This window comes from Polaribacter sp., from assembly GCF_965656025.1.
GTDB lineage: Bacteria > Bacteroidota > Bacteroidia > Flavobacteriales > Flavobacteriaceae > Polaribacter.
Map to the genome: position 1 here is coordinate 23,610 of NZ_CBFHJT010000028.1, position 2,691 is coordinate 26,300.

General features: G+C 28.8%; 4 protein-coding genes and 1 pseudogene. 2 read left to right on the forward strand and 3 right to left on the reverse strand.

Annotated features, from left to right (window positions below):
• Positions 1–250 (forward strand): annotated as a pseudogene (locus ACTG3S_RS07250) (MFS transporter); the annotation flags it as partial.
• Here ACTG3S_RS07250 and ACTG3S_RS07255 read toward each other — a convergent pair.
• Positions 247–1,008 carry a DUF547 domain-containing protein gene (locus ACTG3S_RS07255; RefSeq protein ID WP_439128688.1) on the reverse strand — a complete coding sequence of 254 codons (762 nt, stop codon included), beginning with the start codon at positions 1,006–1,008 and terminating at the stop codon, positions 247–249. The pseudogene ACTG3S_RS07250 and the gene ACTG3S_RS07255 overlap by 4 nt on opposite strands.
• Positions 1,009–1,030: 22 nt before the next feature.
• Between ACTG3S_RS07255 and ACTG3S_RS07260 the strand changes: the two genes are divergently transcribed.
• Positions 1,031–1,735 carry a TIGR04283 family arsenosugar biosynthesis glycosyltransferase gene (locus tag ACTG3S_RS07260; RefSeq protein ID WP_439128689.1) on the forward strand — a complete coding sequence of 235 codons (705 nt, stop codon included), beginning with the start codon at positions 1,031–1,033 and terminating at the stop codon, positions 1,733–1,735.
• A 50-nt stretch (positions 1,736–1,785) separates the two neighbouring features.
• On the opposite strand, the gene ACTG3S_RS07265 is transcribed toward ACTG3S_RS07260, so the two are convergent.
• Entirely contained in the window at positions 1,786–2,121 is a 336-nt protein-coding gene (locus ACTG3S_RS07265) for a hypothetical protein (protein ID WP_439128690.1), read from the reverse strand.
• A 267-nt stretch (positions 2,122–2,388) separates the two neighbouring features.
• A partial coding sequence (locus tag ACTG3S_RS07270; protein WP_439128691.1) for a glycerol-3-phosphate dehydrogenase C-terminal domain-containing protein occupies positions 2,389–2,691 on the reverse strand: 303 nt, incomplete at its 5' end.

Genomic DNA, 2,691 nt, shown 5'->3' on the forward strand with positions numbered 1-2,691 from the left:
ATTAAAAACACCAGATGATATGAGGGGAAGAGTATCTTCTGTAAACTCTATGTTCGTGGGTTCTTCTAACGAATTAGGCGCTTTTGAAAGTGGTTTAGCTGCAAAATTAATAGGTCCAGTTGCAGCTGTTGTGTTTGGTGGTACAATGACATTGTTAACTGTAGGTGTTACAGCGATTGCAAACCCAACTCTAAGAGAATTAGATTTAACCCAAGAAATTGAGGAGAACGAAAAAGAAGTACAAATCTAATTAGGAATTGTTCTAAAATTACCCAAACTTAACGTCCAATCGTAAGTTTTAAAAGTTAACTTTTTTGGTTTTTCTGGAGTGATGTTATAGGTTGCTAATATTTTTCTAGCACCACAAAGACCTCCAAAATCTGCTCGAAACCAAGAAAATAACGAAACAGAGGTTGCTGTTTTGGTTTCTTTGTTATAGGTAGTTTGTTCATTCAAATATTCTATAGTCATAAAATCGAACTCCTTATCTAAATTTTCTACAGAAAAAATTGCCACTGGTGGACAACTTTTTGCCCCACAATTCAAAGCAAAATGGATACGCCAATCGATATTTTTTACACGTAATTTACGCTCATATTTTGGTCTAAAATATTTACGTAAATAACCCCAACTTACTTTAACTCTAGAACGTCTTAAAAGATCGTGTTCTATTTGATCAAAAGACAAAACTTGGCCAGCAATTTTTACACGTTTCTTTTTAAAATATGCACCTCTATCTTCATATTCTTTAGGGTTTTTGGTTAAAGATATTTGTATAAAAGAGTTGTAAACATTTACCCAAAAAGCAATTTTTTGAGGGTCTGTTTTTAATTGACTGGTCAAATCCTCTAAAGAACTTTCTTCTAAAATTTTTACTTGTTTATCATAAGAAGTACCATCTATAATATTTTGTAATAAATCCTGAGAAACTTCCATGTAATTTACAGTATCTTGCGCACTGAAATTAAAAAAGGAAGCAAAAAAAAGTATTGAAAAAAACTGTTTCATATAGTTTTACGTAAATTTAAGTATGTTATTAAGTATCATAATTCCTGTTTATAATGAACAAGCTAATCTTACAAAAGGGTTGTCGTTTTTATGTGAACAAGCTAACAAATATACTATAGAAATTATTGTTTCTAACTCACCAGAAACATCAGACAATAGTTTGCAAATCTGTAAAAACTATGCGAAAGTTAGTGTTTTTAATGCGCCTAAAAAAGGAAGAGCTGCACAAATGAATTTTGGAGCAAGCAAAGCAACAGGTTCAGTCTTATTGTTTTTACATGCAGATGTACAGTTACCATTGGATTTTTATGAACAAGTTAAAAATGCCATCAACAATGGAAATAACGCGGGTTTTTTTGCATACAAGTTTGATAGAGAAACTCCGTTTTTAAAATTTAGTAGCAACTTTACAAAAAGAAATGGCTTGTTTGCAGGTGGTGGAGATCAATGTCAGTTTTTTACAAAACATACTTTTAAAGCACTAAATGGTTTTAATGAGGATTTCTGTATTATGGAAGACTTTGAAATGATTGATAGGGTTAGAAAACAAAAAATTCCTTTTAAAATCATACAATCCAAAGCTACTGTTAGCGCAAGAAAATACCAAGACAATTCTTGGTTAAAAGTAAATATAATTAATGGTATTGTGTTTTTAAAGTATAAACTTGGTGCACATCCTATAAAGCTAAGAAAAACATACAGAGCCTTATTGCGCGAAAGTGAATAAAAAAAGCCAACTTTTTAAAGTTGGCTTTTTGTTATATTTTCGATATTTAATTACTTAGCTTCTTCAATTGCAGTAATAGATTTTACTTTAATTTTCGCACCTGTAATCTCACCTTCTTCATCCAATTGTTCAATTTCTTTCTCTATCCAAGTAACAATATATTTTGTCCCTATTAAATCATCATCATACAAACTAATTTCTATGTTCTCATCAATATCGTAAAATAAGGTGATTTTTTTAGCATCGTCTTCAAACTTATAAAAGTCTTCATTTGTTACTCCTTTATAAGTTGCTGTTAATTTATTTTCTAAAATTGTGTTTTTAGTAGTAAAAGAAAGAGATATAACAATGCATAGCACAGCTGCTATAGCGAATAATTTTTTCATAATTTTTAATTTTAAAGTTGTTTTTTATTTTAATATAGTAGCCTATCTTTTTCCAAAAAAGAAAATGCTTTTGCTGAGGTATGAATACTATATTTTCATAAGCTTTAAAATTAAAATTTAGTGATACAAAGATAATTTAATTATCGTTTTAAATATTAAAAATACGTTAATTTTAAATAAAGGTTTATTGTTTTTAATTATTTGATATGTTGAAAGTTAAGTTAAAAACAACAAGGTTATTTAAGGGTAAATATTTCTAATTATAAATTAATTAAAATTTGTAGCGGTTTCTAAATGTTGTTTTAATTCTTGTTGATGAAATTTTGCAGTTTCCTCATCCCAAGAAAAACAATTTTTAAACAGAGAAATTACAAATTCTTTGTATAAAATTACACTTTTTGGGTCAAAGAACAATCTACCAGTTCTTCTTATAAAAAAATCTGTGGGTGTGCAAGTCATCTCGTTTTCTATACAAAACAACACTTCTGCTTTTAGCATTTTTTTAGGTTCACCTTCTTCAGACATTTCTAGAGATAAATCGTCATATTTTTGAAGAATATTATCTGTTTT